The organism is Pseudoalteromonas sp. PA2MD11 (assembly GCF_017808125.1).
GTDB classification, from domain to species: domain Bacteria; phylum Pseudomonadota; class Gammaproteobacteria; order Enterobacterales; family Alteromonadaceae; genus Pseudoalteromonas; species Pseudoalteromonas simplex.
Map to the genome: position 1 here is coordinate 347,509 of NZ_JADKNF010000002.1, position 20,050 is coordinate 367,558.

16 protein-coding genes are annotated in these 20,050 nt (G+C 39.0%); 7 read left to right on the top strand and 9 right to left on the bottom strand.

Annotation, left to right across the window (positions count from 1 at the left end; genetic code table 11):
- Window positions 1–153: 153 nt before the first annotated feature.
- Both ISP07_RS04270 and ISP07_RS04275 read left to right on the top strand, forming a co-directional pair.
- The gene (locus ISP07_RS04270; protein WP_209326906.1) at window positions 154–2,490 is read left to right on the top strand and encodes a beta-galactosidase; all 2,337 of its coding nucleotides are present in this window, start codon (window positions 154–156) and stop codon (window positions 2,488–2,490) included.
- 105 nt (window positions 2,491–2,595) lie between these two features.
- Window positions 2,596–3,210, top strand: a complete 615-nt coding sequence (locus ISP07_RS04275) for a GntR family transcriptional regulator (RefSeq protein ID WP_209326907.1) — start codon at window positions 2,596–2,598, stop codon at window positions 3,208–3,210.
- 211 nt (window positions 3,211–3,421) lie between these two features.
- On the opposite strand, the gene ISP07_RS20680 is transcribed toward ISP07_RS04275, so the two are convergent.
- The 3 genes from ISP07_RS20680 to ISP07_RS04290 form a co-directional block, all read right to left on the bottom strand.
- Entirely contained in the window at window positions 3,422–3,961 is a 540-nt protein-coding gene (locus ISP07_RS20680) for an antitoxin Xre/MbcA/ParS toxin-binding domain-containing protein (RefSeq protein ID WP_209326908.1), read from the bottom strand.
- A 239-nt stretch (window positions 3,962–4,200) separates the two neighbouring features.
- Window positions 4,201–4,866, bottom strand: coding sequence for an HNH endonuclease (locus ISP07_RS04285; protein WP_209326909.1), 666 nt, complete (start codon window positions 4,864–4,866; stop codon window positions 4,201–4,203).
- A 4-nt stretch (window positions 4,867–4,870) separates the two neighbouring features.
- Window positions 4,871–6,115, bottom strand: coding sequence for an AAA family ATPase (locus tag ISP07_RS04290; protein WP_209326910.1), 1,245 nt, complete (start codon window positions 6,113–6,115; stop codon window positions 4,871–4,873).
- Window positions 6,116–6,247: 132 nt separating this feature from the next.
- Here ISP07_RS04290 and tnpA point away from each other — a divergent pair, with 132 nt between their 5' ends.
- From tnpA to tnpC, 3 genes are all read left to right on the top strand, one after another.
- Entirely contained in the window at window positions 6,248–6,562 is a 315-nt protein-coding gene (tnpA, locus tag ISP07_RS04295; protein ID WP_209326911.1) for an IS66 family insertion sequence element accessory protein TnpA, read from the top strand.
- 2 nt (window positions 6,563–6,564) lie between these two features.
- Window positions 6,565–6,801, top strand: a complete 237-nt coding sequence (tnpB, locus tag ISP07_RS04300; protein WP_209326912.1) for an IS66 family insertion sequence element accessory protein TnpB — start codon at window positions 6,565–6,567, stop codon at window positions 6,799–6,801.
- A 178-nt stretch (window positions 6,802–6,979) separates the two neighbouring features.
- On the top strand, window positions 6,980–8,461 hold the full coding sequence (tnpC, locus tag ISP07_RS04305; RefSeq protein WP_209326973.1) for an IS66 family transposase: 1,482 nt from the start codon (window positions 6,980–6,982) through the stop codon (window positions 8,459–8,461).
- Window positions 8,462–8,602: 141 nt separating this feature from the next.
- Here the strand turns inward: tnpC and ISP07_RS04310 are convergent, their stop codons facing one another.
- The 6 genes from ISP07_RS04310 to ISP07_RS04335 all read right to left on the bottom strand — a co-directional run bounded on the left by ISP07_RS04310 (window position 8,603) and on the right by ISP07_RS04335 (window position 17,789).
- Complete coding sequence (locus tag ISP07_RS04310) at window positions 8,603–9,655, bottom strand: hypothetical protein (protein WP_209326913.1); 1,053 nt, start codon at window positions 9,653–9,655, stop codon at window positions 8,603–8,605.
- A gap of 801 nt (window positions 9,656–10,456) precedes the next feature.
- Entirely contained in the window at window positions 10,457–11,458 is a 1,002-nt protein-coding gene (locus ISP07_RS04315) for a Gfo/Idh/MocA family protein (RefSeq protein WP_209326914.1), read from the bottom strand.
- A gap of 109 nt (window positions 11,459–11,567) precedes the next feature.
- Window positions 11,568–12,278: a SapC family protein gene (locus ISP07_RS04320; protein ID WP_209326915.1), complete on the bottom strand. Its 711-nt coding sequence runs from the start codon at window positions 12,276–12,278 to the stop codon at window positions 11,568–11,570.
- Window positions 12,279–12,311: 33 nt separating this feature from the next.
- Entirely contained in the window at window positions 12,312–13,880 is a 1,569-nt protein-coding gene (locus ISP07_RS04325; RefSeq protein WP_209326916.1) for a tryptophan halogenase family protein, read from the bottom strand.
- Window positions 13,881–13,955: 75 nt separating this feature from the next.
- Entirely contained in the window at window positions 13,956–16,724 is a 2,769-nt protein-coding gene (locus ISP07_RS04330) for a TonB-dependent receptor (protein WP_209326917.1), read from the bottom strand.
- A 294-nt stretch (window positions 16,725–17,018) separates the two neighbouring features.
- A complete protein-coding gene (locus ISP07_RS04335; protein WP_209326918.1) occupies window positions 17,019–17,789 on the bottom strand; it encodes an IclR family transcriptional regulator in 771 nt (256 codons plus the stop codon).
- 234 nt (window positions 17,790–18,023) lie between these two features.
- Between ISP07_RS04335 and ISP07_RS04340 the strand changes: the two genes are divergently transcribed.
- The gene (locus ISP07_RS04340; protein ID WP_209326919.1) at window positions 18,024–18,785 is read left to right on the top strand and encodes a phytanoyl-CoA dioxygenase family protein; all 762 of its coding nucleotides are present in this window, start codon (window positions 18,024–18,026) and stop codon (window positions 18,783–18,785) included.
- Window positions 18,786–18,861: 76 nt separating this feature from the next.
- Window positions 18,862–19,971, top strand: a complete 1,110-nt coding sequence (locus ISP07_RS04345; protein WP_209326920.1) for a 6-bladed beta-propeller — start codon at window positions 18,862–18,864, stop codon at window positions 19,969–19,971.
- Window positions 19,972–20,050 lie beyond the last annotated feature (79 nt).

The window sequence follows — 20,050 nt, forward strand, 5'->3', positions numbered from 1 at the left end:
TTGAAATGAAATTTTTCCATAAAAATAAAAACCTTAAAAATCAAAAAAGTAAATAATAAAATCAGCCCAACTTAAAATTGCACTTTGTTAACAATTTTCAATTTGTTTTTTTCGTGTATGGTGTGTTAAATAGTTAAAAAAGGTTAGACAACAATGAAACATAAAAAAAATATCGCTGTAACCGCACTCATACTTGCACTTACTGGTTGTAATCAACAGACAAGCAGCGTGTCAGAGCCCGTGGCAGCTCAAGCAACAAACACCTACAAAACTCTACTGCAGTTATTAGATGATGGACAGCATACAACTAATAACGCCGTACAAATAAAAACCAACGGCGCAAGAGTCACCAAAGATGCCGGTGTGATTAATGTTGCATTTGATTCAGAGCAAAACCTCTATTCAGGTATCACACTAACCCCAGATACCCCATGGAATTGGAGCCAATTTCAAGATTTCAATATTGCCTTTGAACTTGCAAACCCTGGCCAACACTCTGTACAAATTTACTTAGATATCTCAGATATTGACGGTGCTAATTACACCCGCACAGTAAATGTACCTATTGGTGGCTTTAAAACCTATTATGCTAAACTTGATGGCCATGATTTAGCCACCCCAGACGGAGATGAAAACGTCGAGCTAAACTTTACATCCGGCTTACGATCTAACCCTGCAACATGGGAATCTGATGAAACTCAATTTATCTCTATGTGGGGAAAAAAGAATCTAAATCTTAAAGGGATCACAAAAATATCTTTAAGTGTACAAAGCGCATTGCATGATAAAGCATTACAAATAAAATCAATCGATTTACGAAGTAATCCTGAATTTAATACTGAATTTTTAACCCATATTGTTGATAAGTTTGGTCAAAATGCAAAACAAAACTTTCCTTACAAAGTAGATTCTGAAGCTGATTTAATTGAAGATAAAAAACAAGAAGCTCAAACGCTACTATCAAAACGCCCTTCAAATCGTTCACGTTTTGGTGGTTGGGCACAAGGTCCAAAACTTGAAGGGACAGGCTATTTTAGAACAGCAAAATACAAGGGTAAATGGTCGCTTGTTGATCCAGATGGCTACCTTTATTTAGCAACGGGTTTAGATATTATTCGACTTGCGAATTCAACCACATTAACTGGGTATGATTTTAACCAATCCCTTTTTAAAAGTGCTAATGAATCAGGTTTAACACCAGAAGATTCAAAAGGCCTGAACCAAGTTAATAAAGAAGCATTACCTAGCCGGTATGTAGCTTCAGAAGTGCGTAAAGATTTATTTGAATGGTTACCAAGTTATGATGAGCCAATGGGTAAACACTATGGCTATCGAAAAAGCGCTCACTCAGGTCCACTAGCGCACGGCGAAACCTACAGCTTTTATTCCGCTAATCTAGAGCGTAAGTACGGCCAGAATAATAGCGACTTTATGCAAAAGTGGCGAGAAGTAACCTTAAAACGTATGATCACTTGGGGCTTTACTTCTTTAGGTAACTGGACAGATCCAAGTTACTACAACAACCAACAAGTGCCCTACTTTGCCAATGGATGGATCATCGGTGATTTTAAAACCGTTTCGAGTGGCAATGATTTCTGGGGTGCAATGCCTGATGTATTTGATCCACATTTTGCAGAGCGTGCAGATGTTACCGTTGAAAACGTCGCAAAAGAGGTTAATAACTCCCCTTGGGCAGTTGGCGTGTTTATTGATAACGAAAAAAGCTTTGGTCGTCCTGACTCAGTACAAAGTCATTATGGCATTGTGATCAACACTCTTGGTAGGGATGCCGCAACAGTGCCAACTAAAGCTGAGTTCTCACGTTTGATGAAAGAAAAATATGCTGACATAAACGAACTAAACAAAGTATGGGACCTAAATTTAGCCTCATGGCAAGAGTTTGATAAAGGCGTCAAAGTTGATGTTAAAAACAACGACCAACTGGCTGACTTTTCAATTATGCTTACAGCTTACGCCGATAAGTATTTCAGCGTAGTTAATGCCGCAATGGACAAATATTTACCTAATCACTTGTACTTAGGCGCTCGTTTTCCTGATTGGGGAATGCCCATTGAAGTCGTTAGAGCATCAGCAAAGCATGTTGATGTGATAAGCTTTAATGCATACAAAGAAGGCATTAAACCGAAAAAATGGGAATTCTTAAGCGAATTTGATAAACCCACTATCATTGGTGAATTCCATGTTGGTGCATTAGATTCTGGCTTATTTCACCCAGGGCTTATTCATGCCTCAAACCAACAAGACCGTGCTAAAATGTACACTGACTACATGCGCTCAGTCTTTGATAACCCATACTTTATTGGCGCTCATTGGTTCCAATACATAGACTCGCCGATTACTGGACGTGCTTATGATGGAGAAAACTATAATGTTGGTTTTATTACAGTCACTGATCGTCCTTATACTGAAATGGTCGAAGCAGCAAAAACTGTGAATAATGAAATGTATGAGCGACGATTTAAAAAATAAGCTTAAATTCTGGTCTATTGTAACGTGTTGACAATAGACCATTCGCTTTTTTTTATATACACTAAATAAAGAAAAACAAAGCATAAAATAATCGTAGGAAAAAATATGGCCGCAGCTAGACCAACAAAAATTTTATCTGTAAAAGATCAAATAGCTGAACAGCTACGTTCAGATATTATTTCTGGTGAGATGCCCCCACAAACTAAATTAAATGAAAAAGAATTAGCAGAACGTTTTGGTCTATCTCGTGGCCCGATTCGTGATGTCATACTGCAATTGACGAAAGAAGGTTTATTGATTTCACGTAATAACTGTGGCGCATCAGTAAACAGTGTACTCGACCCTAAACTGCAAAAGTTAATGATCAAATTACGCCGCAGTATTGAAGAATATGCCGTAACCGAGTTAAACGGTAATTTAAATGAGCAACACTTTGCAGATTTAGAAGCTATTTTAGACTCGCTACAAGAAGCATTTGAACGTGAGGACTACACTGAAGTCACAAAAATCGATATTTCTTTCCATCAATATTTAATTTACCAAGCCGGTGGTGAAGAGCTGGTTAATATTTGGTATCCGTATGTGATGCGTATGCGTTTAAATTATAAGCGTATTACCTCAAGTTCTGAATGCGTTAACGAACACCGCGCAATTCTTGAAGCCCTAAAAGCCCAAGACAGCGCCACTGCAATTAAAGCGATTAAACACAATATCAAGTAATTAGATAAATTTTATGCTTACAAAGCCGCTGCTAAGCGGCTTTTTAGATCCATCATGAGAGCAACCAATGACGCGTTTTTCGCATATTCGTGTCTTCTCAAAATTTGGTATTTTTCTACTCAGTGAGCAGTTATAGAAAATTAACTATTAATGAATTTACTATTTACTAAAAACATTTAGATAAAACTAAGCTAGTCAGGCTGAACTGTTATCATGCTGTGAACCCATACTGAAGCTGTTTAACAAAGTTTCTTATTAACTCGCGCCCACGAATTGAGTTCAAGACTGTTCGCGGTGCTCTGCCATTAAATTGAATGTGAGCAGTATTTAACCATGCATTCCAAGTTTCGATATTTCCGAAGTATTCAATACCCACCATACTTAATCTTGCAATTTCTAGTGCACGCTCACTAATTTGTGAACTTAACAACTTAGCCTTATTTCGTGATAACGTTGTTGATGTTGTTCCTATCACCTTTGCTACTGTTGCCATGTCCCAATCAATAACACTGGCAAAGGCATACACTACCTGCACTTTAATCCCATTTCTTACAAGCTTAATTTCAGCCAATGGATTTGAATGAGAGACTATTTCTCCACATGAAATTACGTTTATAAGGTCTAGCTTACTTGATAATTTTAACTGGTTTTCTGTCATTTGATAACCGCTTAAAAATTCACTCACTAGTTTAACTTTAGCAGAAAATACCTCTTGGATTAACACTAATAAATGAATTGTATCAACACGCACTGGAGGCATTGAAACAGAGCTATTGATGCTAGAAATTCAAAACGGCGACTGAAGACAACAGTCACAACTTTGATGGATGTAGCCAATTAGTAAAATCATAAACGCTTTATCTTCACTCGTAATTCCAGTTATCACAAAGATGTGCTAGCAGAAAATTATGTACACTCTTAAATTAGCGGCTGTGCTCACTAAGAAAGTAACGAACTAGAGAGAGCGTGAAAAACTGACATCGAATCCTATCAACCTATACCTATACAATCATGCAGCATCGGCCCTAGCTCCTCATCTTCCATAATGCACCAACTTATAAATGCGCTGTATGGAGAAGAAGGTTTTAGGAGGAGTTTGATTCGCTCAACGGCTCTATCTTTTTCATCGGGTAAAGCTAATGGATCATAGTAATTGTTCAACTGTGTTAACAATAAGTTGTATTGATCAAACACTTTGCGTCTAAGGGATGAAGCCGTAACTGCTTTATTAGGCGTGTGTTCACTATTAAAGACTCGGTTTAAAAGCTCTTCTGTTAACTTAGCCTTAACATCATCACTTTGAGCTTCAATATGGAGCTTCCTAGCAAATGGAGTTAATGGTGGCTTATGTTTTATCGCACGAACGACATCGGTATCAGGGTCACAACAGTCTAAAAGGTCACCATACTTAGCAAGCTTAATGTTATTACACCGACCACAAGATAAGTACAAATTATTCCAATCGTACTTTAAACCCTCATCACCCTCATGTGGTACAAAGTGTTCGACATTGATTTCTAATGGAGCACTAGTTTCACAAATATAACATTTCTTATGAAACACCTTTTTTAAGGAGTTCAAAACATCTTCTGAGTCATATTTTCTTTTTCCAGCCAGTGAAGTAGGAGCTGGTTCATTTCTAACTGCATTGAACATGCTACTACCTCTTTGCTTTGTTGATCGCTAACTTTGCTGAATTAACAAAGTAAAGTGATTCAGAATCTAATGACTCTTCATCCGGTGGTAACTTATCTAAAAGTGACTGGACCTCTTCGACATCAATCGTGGGCTTGTCTAATAGCTTAGCTAGAGCTTCAATATTTTGTTGAAGTAAGCTAGAAATTGGAAGTACGCCGAATAAGCCTTCAAGTACGGATTCGTACGAGTACATTGATAGATCTTCGACCTGTTCTCGTTTTGATAGATCATAAATCACTGCATCATCAATCGATGAGACAACAAACGGAGAATGAGTCGACACGATGAACTGAACACTCGGAAATGCCTGAGTAAGAAATGATAAGATTTTCTTTTGCAATGTAACATGAAGGTGAGCATCGATTTCATCAATTAATACCACCCCAGTTAGCTCTTCGGGGTCTATTGAGCGTAGAGATACCTTAGTAATTAGATCAGCATACACAGCCATAATCGACGAGAAACCAGAAGATAATGTTTGGAAAGTGTACGGTTCTTTGTGTGGTTGATGGATCTCGAAAGAGAACGAGTCTGATTTAAAAACTAACTCAAGATCTCTATCTTCAAAAAGGTTTCGTAAATCGGCCTCTAACTTAATAAACCACTTATCAATCCGTGCAGCTTCTGCAGGGTCGTTGTTGATTTTTTCTGACTCGGAAAAAGCCTGATTCGCTTTATTCGTGACTAAGAACTGTTCAAATAATGATGAGGTACTTGCTTTCCTATTTACTTGTTGAACTGTCTGTTTATCTTTATCTCTCAAGCTACTTATGCTCGAAACCGATGACGGCTTAACAATTTCAGATTTTCTCATCGCTTCAAACTCAATTAAAAGAGCTTTCAGCTCTTGATAGTTCACAACGAACTCATCAAGGTTACTCATTTCTAATGGCGGATTCCTAGTTTCTTCAAGCTGTCTGCTATACATCTCTACTTGTTGCTTGTAGTGCTTATAGTGTTGGTGAGCAGGACCGTTGCGACTAAGGTGACTTTGACTAGATTTCAAGTTCCTTTCAACGTCATCTAAATTGTAATTTTGACGGTCGATAACTGAAAGTTTCAGCTTTTCATAAATTAACTTCAGCAACTGTGTCTTACCACAACCATTACCACCCGTTAAGATCAGTGTTTTACCGTTGACGTCTATATCTACTTCTTTATCAGAGTAAGGAATCTTCGTTTTAATTTTAGTTAGATAGCCTGACATATCTTTCCCTCTAGTGATACTAATTTGATTGTACAGCATTGAGTTGATAAATAGTATCCGTCCGGCTAACCACACCTAGCAACAGCATTTTTTGTATTTGAAAATACCGCCAATCATTTATTGGAGGTCATTATGAGTTCACCTATCCCTAAACGCTGGCAAGAAATCCTCGCGATTCGCTCGTCATTTACCGGAACGAATGAAGCGTTTTGCAAACATCATCAAGTCTCTATCAGCTCGTTTTATAAATATAAAAGTATGCAGCAGGCGCAATCATCAGAAGCGCCACCTCAATTTGTGCGTGTTGAGCAGCAAACCCAGCGCACACAAATCAACGTCACTGAGCAATCCTATGTCAGCTTTAATATTCGCACAGGTCAACTGGCACTTCCCACCACGCTTTGCCCTAATGTCGTCGTCACAATTATTAAAGGGCTATCAGCATGAAGATGTTTGTTAATCCGCCTGAGGTGTACTTATGTGCTGAGTATGTGGACTTTCGTAAATCCATCAATGGGCTGGCGGCATTGGTGGAGTGCCAGCTTGAATTGACCGTGCTATCATGGGCGCTCTTTGTGTTTTGTAATAAAAAACGCGACAAATTAAAACTTCTCTACTGGGATAAAACGGGCTTTGCATCGTGGTATAAGCGTCTTGATAAGCGTGGCCTAGGTGTGAACGTGTGACCATGATATTGAGCGAGCAGCAATTACACTGGTTATTATCAGGCTATGACGTCATTGGCCATGAAGAAATCAACGTAAGTCAGCACACAGTGACTTAATGACTTAGATCAATTGATGATCATCAAGGTTTAAGCTGTTAGCACTACACATCATGAGTGAAAGCCGTAAAATAAACGGCATGAACGATGTATTTACCTTACAACAACGCATTGCTGATCTTGAGAAACAGTTACCTCAAGCGAATGAGCGAAATCAATATTTGCTAGAGCAATTCCGTTTAGCCCAACAAAAACAATTCGGCAAAAGTGCTGAAGGCTTTGTGGGGCAAGGTGAATTATTCAATGAAGCGGAAGACATTACTGAAACAATTGAGCCTGAGCAGCAAGCAATTAGCTATACCCGCAACAAACCTAAACGCAAACCACTACCTAAAGACTTACCCCGTGAACACGTTATTCACGACATCGACGATAAAAGTTGCGCATGTTGCGGTGGTGAGTTACATAAAATCGGTGAAGATACCACTGAAAAGCTTGAGTTCATTCCAGCGCAAGTCAAAGTGATTGAACATATTCGCCCGAAATACGCCTGTCGTGAGTGTGAAAAATCAGGCACTGAGTCAAAGATAAAACAACAGCCAATGCCCGCCATGCCAATTAACAAAGGCATCGCGACAGCGAGCTTACTTAGCCAAATTATCACCAGTAAATACCAATATGGTTTACCGCTTCATCGTCAAGAGAGCATGTTTAAGCAATATGGCATTGAGCTTAGCCAACAAACCATGAGTGACTGGGTGATTAAATCAGCCACATTATTTACGCCACTCATTAAACGTTTGAAAGCCGAGTTATTAAAACAACCACTCCTTAACGCTGATGAAACCACCGTTAATGTGGTGAAATCGGATAAAATTAATAGCTACATGTGGGTGTACTGCTCAGGAGCCGACTCACCTAAACCAGACAACCCCATCCCCAATATTGTGCTTTACGACTACCATAATAGTCGCGCAGCCAGCTGTGTGATGAATTACCTTGATGATTATCAAGGGTACTTACACGTGGATGGTTATCAAGCGTATGAAAAAACACAGGCCACCCTTGTGGGCTGCTGGGCGCACGCACGTCGTAAATTTATCGAGGCGAAAAAGCTACAAGGGAAAAACAAAACAGGCAAAGCCGATGTAGTACTTAGTCTAATACAAAAACTATATGGGATAGAATCGCGATTAAAAGGTAAACCAGCTGATGAGCTTTATCACACTCGGCAAACACAAAGTAAGCCAATACTCAGCAAGCTCAAAGAGTGGCTTGAAAAACATCAACCAAACTTAGTGGGTAATAGCAAACTCATAGATGCCGCTAACTATATGGCAAACCAATGGCCGAAACTCACCATATACATTAATGATGGGCGACTGAGTATTGATAATAACCGTGCAGAGAGGGCTATTAAGCCGTTCGTCATTGGCCGTAAAAACTGGCTGTTTAGCCAAACCGCGGTATGGGCTGGACCCAGCGCCGCACTTTACAGCATCATTGAAACAGCCAAAGCCAACGACTTAGTACCCTACGATTACATCACCGCGTGTTTAAATGAATTGTGCCAACCTACGCCCGATATCGACAGTCTATTACCGTGGAATTTTAAAGGTTAGGTGGTGATCACCGGACGGATACTTCAAGGGTGTATGCTCCCTCTGCTTATCTTGCAATATCAAACTACGAAGTTTTAACTAAATCTATAACAAAGTCTCCAGTTCGAAACGCACCACTATTAGGAACAATTTTAATTTTTGTTATCGCTCTATTAACTCGCCTTTCACGTCAGAGAACATAATATGCATTCTTTCCCAGGGGTCAAATGGTAAATAATCAATTGCTTCCAGAAATAACATTAAATGATTAATGTTTTTTGTAGGATATTCTGCAATATTGTTAATCAGCAAGTTAGTCAAATGATAAATGTTAACAACTTCTTGTGATAATTCGCTTCCCTCCCCCCAATTAACAAGCGGGAATTTTGTTATTGTGCTAGCAGGCATGTTAGTAACTATTTCATTAAAAAATAATTCGTTAAATTCTTTTTCTATCGATTTCTTAAAAAAGTAACCTACAGTTGGTTCTTCGACAAAAGGCTCAGGATTTAACGACAAGAAATTGGTTACATAATTTGAGATAAATTTAAATAATTGATAATCATCTAATCGGAGACGGCTATTGGTGATAGTGTCCAGCAGAACAGGATCTAAATCAAAATTATCACCTAAATGTTGAGTTGTAGTAACATCTAAGTTAAAGACAATGTTGTATTTACTCCCTACTTTATCAAACCTAAGCACCTCCACTGCATACCCATCTTTATCGGTACATACGCAGTCATAAAGCGCTGACCATTCACAAGACTCTACGTCTGAAAGCTCTTCGTCTTCGAATAGATGCTCGTCAATATCTAGCTTTTTGATAGCTTTTAAATTACAGCCCAAAACCTCAGAAATCAGAACCAAGGCTTCATTCGATGGGTGATTCAAAGGCTTTATTTGAGGCGGGATTGATTTAATTACCGATAAATCCTTAATTTCCTGTGACACTTGGATAGTAACGCTACGCTCAAAGACTTGGCTATTTTCAAAGTTTCTTCCGTTACAATAGAGTTTTTCTTCGAATTTTTCTTTAGTTGGCTGAAAACCCTTATCAAAATCTAGGTGTGTTAAATAACTTTTTAAATCGGGAAAACCAGCTACATTTGCTATTGACTCTCTAAGTCTACAAACCTTGATCCCTTTGCTGTTTTTAGCCCAAGCTAGTGTAATGTTTTTAAACTCTGAAGATGAACGAAAATTGACATGCATATTAGTATCTCCTCAAGTGCTTGAGTTGGCCCAATTCTCTATTCGCACATGATAAATAACTAATAATTTGTAACTTTTTGATATTTTTTACCGTAAAGGGCCTATCGGTTGGCATTTGCCAATATTCACATTTATGTGAAGACGCCTTGCTTCGTGAATATTAATTCAGTGTCAATCATCGAGCTGAGTATGTCAATAATTAATTTTATGAGGTCTAATATAGAAACCACTCACTATTTAAACAGAATGATCGAGGCTGAAAGGCTATAGTTTGCTCATACCCGCCCGTAGCGCACTCAAAGCTGCCCTTTAGATGATTTACGTTAGCTTATTGGGGCAGAAACGAGCTATACAGGAATAGCTGATTCTGGTACATAGATACATGTTGGCTTTAAATGATATCATTCCGAACATAAGCTAAATAGAGTACCTAATGAAATCAACGATATAAATTATAAAGTACTAAGCAATTTACTAACAATACTCGGTTATATAGCACGGTAACAATCGTAGAGTAATTTCCAATACATATGTAAAATTTTTTCTTACCCTTTAAATTTTTATGTGTGATTTATCTATTACCTTAAAACTCAAACACCGACTCTAACCCTAATTTAAGAACCCAAATAAGGAACTCCTAAGTACAGCTTAAAGCCCGACTATACAAGAGTAGTTATTCTGGCATTTTAAGGAGTAATACCAAGTTTGGAACAGAAGGTACAGTTAACTAAATAAAACCAGAACTGCATAAATCTTAAGTGCTGACTTATCGTTTCGCTTTTAGCTTAATAAGGCAAACATTTAACCAGTAACCAAGTATTGATAGCCATTATCTGTCAGGGCACGCTCCATAATCTCAATCACTGCGCGACTGTTAGCATGGGGTATTACATCAGACTCTAACTTGTTAGTTAAGATAAGCGTTGAAATATGCTCTATCTCAAACTCAAAGCTTTCCCCTGTACTATCAATTTCAATTTTTTGTTTGGCACCATAGTGTGTGATCTCAATAATTTGCGGGTTCCACCATTTCTCATGGATGATAATCTCAACATTTGGGCCTGATAAAACAGCTTTACTTGGTAAGTTTCTGGTTATTGAAGCTGATAGATTACCTTGTACCTTGGTGTTAAATACAAAGGAGACCATTTCATCAACGGCTGATATTGGATTATCTCGCGTAATATTAACTAAGGGTTTCTGCAGAGGAATATTTAACTGGCTACAAATATCGACATATAGCCACAGAGGATATACCCCAACGTCTAATGTGGCACCTCCACACTGTTTTGGATCAAATAGACGATTAGTATTATTAAACTCATTTTTAGTACCAAATGAAGCCTCAATACAAGTAATTGCCAGATTATGACTTTTAATAAATTTAAGCAGTTCACGATAAGCAGGAAAAGTAACTGATTTCATTGCCTCAATAAGCAAAAGGTTTTTACTCTTTGCTAAATTGAGCATTTCATCCCAATCTTCGACATTAGTAAATGCTGGTTTCTCTACAAAAACATGCTTATTATGAGCTAAAAATAAAGCGACTAACTCTTTGTGGCATGGATGAATAGTCGCCACATAAACAACATCGACGTGTGGATTTTCTGCTAGCGATTTATAATCACCATACGCAGTCTGGCAATCGAACTCATTGGCAAATTTATCCGCTCTTTCTTGAGAGCGCGATGCAACAGCATATAACTCGGCATTATTTACATTATTTTTTAAATCGAAAGCAAAACGCTGCGCAATGCTACCAAGCCCGGCAATTCCCCAACGTACTTTTTTATTTTTATTCATCTAAATCCTATTGCCTTTAGCTATAGATCATTAATAGGCTCAAACTTCAATTAATTTAACAAGCCATCAATTGAGCTTTCACCACTATATCTGGGTTGTTTTAAGGTGTTTAGTTAAGCCAGTCAATTAACTTTTGTATATGCCCTGTTGAAGCGATAATCATATAACAAGCTTGAAGATAGCCCATTTCGTGTAATGACTTAAGCGCATGTGCGTCAAGCTGTGCTAGTACTTGCTCGTTAATGGCGTATAAGCCACTATACGTTTGTTTTTCACCCTTTTGAGTCAGGCTCAGTTGTACGGCTTCTAGCAACTCATGCTCTAGCAAGGCTTTAATAAACGCGCTAGTGCGCTTATTACCGTGCATTAATGTCATTAACTGCTCACAAACAGCATTCAGGTAAGCTGTGGGCTCTCCTTGCTGATCAAAAATCCGCTCTCCTATGTTTTGATTAACCCGTGGGTGATCTTGGTGAATAAGCACCGCTAAATCGCTATCCGTAGGCTCGGTTATCGTGGCATCACGTAGACCTAGTTTGAACGGCTGGCGCTTGATGTGCAGCGGAATGTATTGTGCTCGCCAACGTCCTTGCTGCAAAAATAGGTTCTCTCCCGCTGTAAAACCGGTTAAAACAAACAGATCAAACTGGCCTGTCTGTGGGTTTTTCATAAAATACACAGGGTAATCTAGCACTAGTTGTTTTAACTCATCAGCCACTATGGGAATGTAATTAATATTGTCACCAAATTCAGCACTTGGCGTATTGTTTATGTATAAGTTTGCGTGTGTTTTTTTATCTAATAATGTTGCGTTTGTCATCGTAAAGTTGCTCATTTAAATGCAGTGATTTAGCTAAATTTTTTGTAAACCATACTTCTTGATTTGTTTTAATAATGTGCGGTTATCCGGTAATTTACTCACTAATTCAGTCGTGTCTTTGGTATTTTTAGTTGCTAGATTGTGCGCTTTTTTAATCGCGCGAGGATGATTGCCATAATGGGTCGTCGCCGTTTTAAAGCCCATTCCATACAGCACGTATTGGTAGCTTGCTGCTGGAAATACCTCGACAGAATAATCAAAGTGGTTGTCATTAGGGATATGTGTTCGCCATAACGCTAGGTTATCTTGTAAGCTTTGCGGGATACTATGCTCAGCGCAATGTTGCTGCCAAAAAAGGCTATCGGTTCGCTCACTTAACATGTAGTGCAGCTTTAAAAAATCGATAATACGCTGCCAACGATAGCTAAAAGTACGATTAAACCGTGCGGCAGTTATATCCATGACTTGGCGGTTAGCTGGTAATTGCTCTGCTACAAAGTTAGCGGATATTTCCACCAGCAATAAGGCCGACGCCTCTAATGGCTCTAAAAATCCAGCCGACAAACCAATAGCCACACAGTTTTTGTGCCAAAACTTTTCTCTGTGTCCTGGTTCAAAACTAATTTTTTTAACATTAAAGTCAGCCCGTTTAGCGGGCGAGATGTTTAGGTAATCAAAAAGTTGCTCTTTGGCCTTTTGCTCACTGATATGGCGGCTTGAGTAAACGTGCCCTACTCCACGACGTGTCTGCAGACCAATATCCCATATCCAACCTGCTGTTTGTGCTGTAGAGATGGTGTGTGAACTAATCGCCTGAGTTTCATCGTCATACGGCATGTGTACTGCTAATGCGCTATCAGCAAACAAAATGTCTTTGCATGATTTAAAGCCGATTTTTAAATTTTCACCTAACAATAAAGATTTAAACCCTGAGCAATCTATAAATAAATCGCCGCAAAGCGCCGTGTTATTATCCAAACTCAAGGAGTGTATATCGCCATTAGCGTTATTATTTACCGATAAAACACTGGCCACTACATGTGTTACGTTTAAGTGGTTGATGCAATGATTTTTTAAAAATGTGGCAAATAGGCCTGCATCTAAATGATATGCGTAATTTGCCACACCACTGTATTGTGGTGTTGTTAGGGCTTTAGGCGCTAGGTTGTGCTCACACAATGCGTGTTGGGGGCAAACAAAATTTGCAAAATGCTTATGCGGTGCTGCTGAGTCAGTGTCTTGACGAAGCCAAGCTGCGGCTAAATCATTATCTGCAAACCCTTGTGGCATCATTAACGGGTGGTAGTAAAAGTCGTTTTCTTTTGTGCTATGCCAGTTGGCAAATTTGGCACCTTGTTTAAACGATACATTACATTGATTAATAAACTGCGCTTCATCAACCCCCATATTTTGTAACGTTCTGCGCATGGTCGGCCATGTGCCCTCACCAACGCCAACCGTTGCTATATCAGCTGATTCAACTAATGTAATGTGGTAATTAAGACTGTGATGTTTTTTTAAATAGGCTGCAATAATCCCCGCACTTAACCAACCAGCGGTTCCACCACCGACTATTACAATTGATTTTAATGTGTCATTCATAGCAACCTCTATTATTGCTATATAACCAATAAAAAGAGCAAGACTAGCAGTGCCTTGCTCTTTAAACTTAGCTTATTACCACTTAGCAGTGAAACCTATGCTATAACGTGGACCATATTGCTCAGCAGAGATCAACTGCTCGCTAAAGCGACCATGACGACGAACGGTTTCGTCAGTCAAGTTCAACGCATCAAAGTTAACTGAGTACGATTCATTAATGGTGTAATTAAAGTTAAAGTCTAGCTGACCATAAGCTTCGGTAAACGTAGGCTCTGTGCCTAGCGAAAGTAGAAACTCGTCGCGCCAATTATAAGCAAGACGCACTTGGAAATCGTCATTCTCATAAAAACCAACAAGGTTACCAGAGTCACTTAAGCCGGCCAGAGCAATGGTTTGATCGAAGTTATACGGTTCAAACTCTTCGTCACTGTTAACTAAGGTATAGTTAGCAACAACACCAAAACCAGTATCTTCAATCATGTACTGACCATTTAATTCCCAGCCATCTACCTCACGGTTTTGTAGGTTATCAGGTGTTGAGATATCAAAGGTAACAACCGGATCAGACGGTTGGCTCATACAAGCAGGGTTAGGCTCATCGCTGCTGTCAGGGCAGCCAGGACGTGGGTTTACACTTGGATCGCGCAGCGGCTCACCGTTAATGTCATCAAGTGTGCCTTGTACCACACCTGCACCTATGAAGTTTTCAACAAACTTTTTAAAGTAACCTACAGATGCATAGCTGCCATCATCACCATACCACTCAAACGAGAAGTCAAAGTTATCTGAGGTAATCGGTAATAGATTTGGGTTACCCTGTGAGGCATCAAAAGGCCCACCAGGACGCGCATTAATTGTGGTAGATGGGAACATAGCATCAATCCCCGCACGAGCTAGCGTTCTACTGTATGAGAAACGTGCTTTATAGCCGTTATCAAGGTCAGCACTTAAATCAAGATTTGGTAAAATACGCGTGTATTCACCTTCTAGCTCTTGAGGTGTCGCTTCATCTGCATACACAGGACGTAGCTCTTCAGCATGGCGATAGTTAAGCGCGATGATAGCTGGTTTCACAGAATAACCGGTTACATCTGTGCTTTCGTAACGTACCCCTACATTCATATCAATTGGAATATCATTAAACTCGGTACTTACATCTAATGACACATAAAATGCCATTGTTTGTTCTTGAACACCATTAGTAGAGACATTAGGCTCTATAAATAGACCTTCGTTTTTAACAATATCCACAAAGTCATGGGCACTGTATCTTGGCATATAAGGGAACAACTGATCAGAGCCTGAAAAACCATCAGCAAAACCTGCTGCGTCATCAAACATCAGCCCTAAGCTATCTAACGGAATATCTACAAATGAAAATTGCTCGGATAAATAGGTATCAATTTGATAATCCGTGTACATAGCGCCAAAATGAATCGCTGAAATTGCACCACTGTTCAAATTTTCCCACATACCACTTGCATGATATTGCTTGATGTTATTTTTCATCTCGTAACCACGGCGCTGATACAGATCCGATACGATATTCTCAGGATTATAAGCACCGCCCGGTAATGATGAGTCATCAACTGTAATGCTCGGCACTTCAGTAGAAAAGTTAGCACCAATTAAATCGACAGAGCCTGGAATATTTTTCAAATTTGCAATTGTTTCGGCCGTATTACCATCTGGATTTGAATGAGAGGTAGAGTCATGAGCATCAAAACTTAACTTCAATGATTCTGTTGCTTGCCAAGCTAAATTTAAACCAAATGAGTCGTTTTCTTTTTTCTCGTATAGCTCCCATGCCCAAAAGTTAAGCTCATCATTGGCATTCGTGATATCCAATAAGGTACCATTTTGATCAGCCGTACCACCTGGATTATCAAACCAAAATGACATTTTATTAGTTTCACTAATTTCTTCAAAACGCGACATAGTATAGTCAAGTGTTGCGGTTATTTTGTCTGTAGGGGCAAATTGCAATACTAATTGTGCATTATCACGGGTACGCTCCGTTTCAAATCGTTCCATTTCAGGGGTCCAAGGCACCCAGTATGTTCCTGTGGGATTAACAGAGGTGTCAATAGCACTGCTATCTACACCATCTGGATTTGCGCGATTTTTAACCCACCCCTGCGACGTACCTACACGCTCACGACCACTTTCACGCTCTGAGTGAGAAACTGACAACAACACCCCAAACATATCATCAGCAAATGTTTGGCTGATCATGCCGGATATTTCAGGTGTAACATTTGATTTCTCTGAACTAGTGTCTTTTATCGCTTTAACATTCGCGAACGCTTTAAAGCCGTCGTAATCAAATGGTTTAGCGGTATTAATATCAATGGTTGCACCAATACCACCCGATGCGACATTGGCTTTACCTGTTTTATAAACAGACACACCTGACACACTTTCAGCTGCAATTTCTCTAAAATTAAAGCTACGTGACACACCAGCTTCTTGTAATACAGACGAATTTGGCATTTGACGACCATTTAAAGTCACTAAGTTAAAGCTAGGACCAAAGCCACGCACTGTTACTTGGTTACCTTCATTATTAGCTCTATCAATTGATACGCCACTAATACGCTGTAATGATTCTGCTAAATTAGTATCAGGTAATTTACCAATATCCTCTGCCGAAATGGCATCAACCACACCCGATGAAGTTTGTTTGATTGATGCAGATTTACTTAACGCACTACGAATACCTGTAACTTGAATAACCTCAACATCAGAGGCTTTGCTTGTTTCTTCTGTTTGTGCATTAGCCAATGGTGTTGCTACCAATATAGCCATACAAATTGCATTGAGTTTAAATTGTGTGTTTATCATTTTTACACCTAAATATTGTGTTTAGACGACGTTGCCATTGATGATTTTTGCTATTTTATAATTGTTACCAAAATATTGTTAACAATTAACTTTACGATAATAGAACAATGCGTAAAAAGTCAATCGAAATTAAACAAAAATTTTACAAGCGCGCTGATAATATGAACGACCAACAACAACGGAGGGAACTTTGAGCAAAGGGAGCTATAAGTAACTATTTAAATTTGAAGAGGTTATGAAACAGCGAGTAATAATGAGCCTCACTTATATAGTGAGACTAACGCTGTGAATAAGTTAACTGTTAAGTAAAGAGGTGATTTTAGTTGCCGTACTTTTAAGCTCTTCTATCATAGCGTGTGTATTAACTCTTGATGTTAATGCTGCATCAAAAGATGAAATGCTTAATGCCGCTATCAACTTTGCGTTGGGTTTACCTATAGGAACGGAAAAATCAGTAACACCTGAAATAATTGGATTACCCTGTACCAATTGCCCTTGTTCAGCAATATCATTAAGCTCCTGATGAAATTTGCTTAAATCTTTTGACTTTAATTTACTATAATTTTTATCATGCTCTATCAACATACTGCGAACATGCTCGTTGCTGTTTGCTAACAGCAATTGCCCTGCAGTTGATTTACTTAAAGTAAATAATGAACCCTCAGCAATGCTCAAATGCATCGCACTGTGGCTGCGAGCTTGTACTACCGTCATAGCTTGGCTTTGATACAACATAGTTAAGTAGCACGACTGCCCTACACTGACCACTAAGTCTTCCATATATGGAATAGCGCATTGGCGCACTTGATCTATAGGTGAAATAGAGCGGGATAAATTATAAAGCTTTAAAGATAGGCTATACCGGCCAGAAAACTCATCCCGAATTAAATAGCCTCTAGACTCTAACCCTACCAAAACCCGATAAATTTCATTTGCACTACGATCAAGCCCAGTCGCTATTTCACTTTGTGAACATGCACTACCCTTATTCGCCAAATACTCAAGGATATCGAGACCTTTATCTAACGCCGGAACTGCGTATTTATTTTTTACTTTTGTGTTCATACAACACCATCAGCGCAAAAATGAATTAATTTTCCATCTTCATATATGAATTAAAAAATAATTTTTCTACCTTATTCACAGTGAATACATGTAGAAACAATTAGTTAATTAATTTTATGAATATTTATATATAAATACCATATTTTTATATAAATTACAGCTTGACCATTCAAATAAACACAATCATCATTGTTAACAATTTACAACAAATGGTCACTATCAGGACACTCAGTTATGAACAACAGACAACTCACACCACAACAAATTGCAGACTTTCATAGAGATGGCTACGTTATTGCAAAAGGCTATTACGATGAAAAAGAAATTTCGCGTTTGCAATATACAGCCTTTAATGATGATTCGCTTTACGAGCGAGCATGGCATAAAAAAGATGCCGATGGTGCCGTCAGTAAAGTGTGTTTATGGCAAGAAACAGGGGATGACTTTTACAGTATGTTTTCTCGAGGCCGTCGTTTGGTTGATGTCTGTGAAACTCTGATCGGCGAAGAGGTTTATCATACTAGCACCAAAATTATGATGAAAGAACCATTTGTAGGCGGTGCATGGGAATGGCACCAAGACTTTGGTTACTGGCATCGTGATAACTATATGCTTTATCCTAAAGCAATCAGTTGTATGGTGGCGATTAATAAAGCAACAATTGAAAATGGCTGCTTACAAGTTTTAAAAGGCTCCCACCATTTAGGGCGTTTAGATCACAGCAAAACTGGCGACCAAAAAGGCGCATGCTTAGAGTTTGTCGAAGAAGCCATGAAATACCATGAGCTGGTTAACGTTGAGCTTGAGCCTGGCGATGTGTTGTTTTTCCACTGTAATTTGCTACATAAATCTAACCAAAATAGAGCCTCTGAGCCACGTTGGTCAATGATCTGTGCCTATAACGCCGTCAGCAATCAATCATTTAAAGAAAATGAAGCGATTTACTATCCTCTCTATCGGGTTGATGATGACGCGATTTTAAATCACCCTGGATAACCACCCTTTTCTAGCCAAACCAACTCAAAGATTGTTAGCCCTTACTTTGAGTTGGTTTTTTTATTTGGAAATTACAATGCTCCAACAGTTAACTTTACAACAAAAACAACAAATTGCTCACGCAATACCAAAAAACGGACAAGACCCGCATGGCAAAATAGTGGGTCATGGTAACTACCAATACAAGATAGATGCGCACTGGGGTAAATTAGACCCCGAAGACTACCCCATCGAAAATTGTCACGCCATGGTGATGGACTCGCAAGGGCGTATTTTTATGATCACTGATAACACGCGCAATAACATTTTAGTTTACTCGCAACAAGGTGAGTTACTGGATGCATTTGGTACCCTATTCCCAGGTGGCCATGCCATTAAAATTGTGCAAGAAGGCGAGCAAGAGTATTTATATGTTGTCGATAGTGGATGGGTCGTTAACCGACATTGGGACGGTCACAGCAAAGAGCAATGGGATAGTCCCACTAACAATGTTATTCCACAAGCAGGATTCATTGCGAAAATGACTTTAGATGGCAAACTGATTTACACCATAGGTCATCCGCAAACATACGGTGCTTATACGCCAGAGCAGCCCTTTCGCCCTACTGATATCGCTATAGCCCCAAATGGTGATTTATATGTTACAGATGGCTACGGAAGCGATTTTTTACTGCACTTTGATAAACACGGCCGCTATATTAAACAGTGGGGTGGGCATGATAATAGCGATACCAACTACAATTTGCACAATACACATGGCATCGAGGTGGATCTACGTGATGAAAATAACCCAACTTTAATTGTCAGCTCGCGGTTTGAACAATGTTTAAAAGTATTTTCTTTAGATGGCCAATACCTTAAAACAATCAGTGCTAATGGCGCCTATATTGGTGGTCCCGTCTTCAAGGGATCCGTTTTTTATGCGCCGGTGTGTTGGTCACACGTTGATAATCGCAATGCCGATGATTCAGGTTTTATTAGTATTTTTGACGAAACAAATAAAATCATCGCTAACGTGGGTGCACCACAACCTTTTTATCAGGACGGTCAACTACAACCGATGCAAACTGATTGGCAAGTATTTAATCATGTGCACTGTGTTTGTGTAGATCAAGATGACAATTTATATGTTGGCCAATGGAATTCGACCAACAGCTACCCAATGAAGTTAATAAAACAGAATTAAAAGTGATAAATATGAATACGATCATTGTTTATTGTTAACAATGATCGTATGTTATTCATTCTAGTTTACAACAGGACCA

Coding starts and splice junctions, on each gene's coding strand:
- ISP07_RS04270 (WP_209326906.1), top strand. CDS start 154: ATGAAACATAAAAAAAATATCGCTGTAACCGCACTCATACTTGCACTT.
- ISP07_RS04275 (WP_209326907.1), top strand. CDS start 2,596: ATGGCCGCAGCTAGACCAACAAAAATTTTATCTGTAAAAGATCAAATA.
- ISP07_RS04285 (WP_209326909.1), bottom strand. CDS start 4,866: ATGTTCAATGCAGTTAGAAATGAACCAGCTCCTACTTCACTGGCTGGA.
- ISP07_RS04290 (WP_209326910.1), bottom strand. CDS start 6,115: ATGTCAGGCTATCTAACTAAAATTAAAACGAAGATTCCTTACTCTGAT.
- tnpA (WP_209326911.1), top strand. CDS start 6,248: ATGAGTTCACCTATCCCTAAACGCTGGCAAGAAATCCTCGCGATTCGC.
- tnpB (WP_209326912.1), top strand. CDS start 6,565: ATGTTTGTTAATCCGCCTGAGGTGTACTTATGTGCTGAGTATGTGGAC.
- tnpC (WP_209326973.1), top strand. CDS start 6,980: ATGAACGATGTATTTACCTTACAACAACGCATTGCTGATCTTGAGAAA.
- ISP07_RS04310 (WP_209326913.1), bottom strand. CDS start 9,655: ATGCATGTCAATTTTCGTTCATCTTCAGAGTTTAAAAACATTACACTA.
- ISP07_RS04315 (WP_209326914.1), bottom strand. CDS start 11,458: ATGAATAAAAATAAAAAAGTACGTTGGGGAATTGCCGGGCTTGGTAGC.
- ISP07_RS04320 (WP_209326915.1), bottom strand. CDS start 12,278: ATGACAAACGCAACATTATTAGATAAAAAAACACACGCAAACTTATAC.
- ISP07_RS04325 (WP_209326916.1), bottom strand. CDS start 13,880: ATGAATGACACATTAAAATCAATTGTAATAGTCGGTGGTGGAACCGCT.
- ISP07_RS04330 (WP_209326917.1), bottom strand. CDS start 16,724: ATGATAAACACACAATTTAAACTCAATGCAATTTGTATGGCTATATTG.
- ISP07_RS04335 (WP_209326918.1), bottom strand. CDS start 17,789: ATGAACACAAAAGTAAAAAATAAATACGCAGTTCCGGCGTTAGATAAA.
- ISP07_RS04340 (WP_209326919.1), top strand. CDS start 18,024: ATGAACAACAGACAACTCACACCACAACAAATTGCAGACTTTCATAGA.
- ISP07_RS04345 (WP_209326920.1), top strand. CDS start 18,862: ATGCTCCAACAGTTAACTTTACAACAAAAACAACAAATTGCTCACGCA.